The sequence below is a fragment of the Caballeronia sp. AZ1_KS37 genome, from assembly GCF_023631165.1.
Lineage (GTDB): Bacteria > Pseudomonadota > Gammaproteobacteria > Burkholderiales > Burkholderiaceae > Caballeronia > Caballeronia zhejiangensis.
Map to the genome: position 1 here is coordinate 1 of NZ_JALQDP010000064.1, position 264 is coordinate 264.

Consider the following 264-nt stretch of genomic DNA (forward strand, 5'->3'; position numbering starts at 1 on the left):
GCCCGGGACTCAGCAGAGCGTGCGCGGCTTCGAAGAAGTAGGGCCTTTCAAGTACGTTGTAGCGATTCGCTTCTGCGGCCTGCATCCCCGGGTAGTATTCGACGTCGAACGAACGGGCATGGCAGAAGCTGCGCAGCGCGGCGATGTCCCTGTCATCGAATTCCCCGTTTTTGACCAGCAGCGTCGCGGTTTTCCATCCGCGGATCAGCATGAGCCGTCGATATGGTTGTCTTACACCGGCGTTCTCCATCGCCAGTACGGCCG

General features: G+C 60.2%; 1 protein-coding gene. It reads right to left on the reverse strand.

Features of this window, described 5'->3' with window-relative positions; translation table 11 throughout:
* Window positions 1–211, reverse strand: a 211-nt coding sequence (locus NCS00_RS33240) for a hypothetical protein (RefSeq protein ID WP_250442278.1), incomplete at its 3' end; no start/stop codon positions are given.
* Window positions 212–264 lie beyond the last annotated feature (53 nt).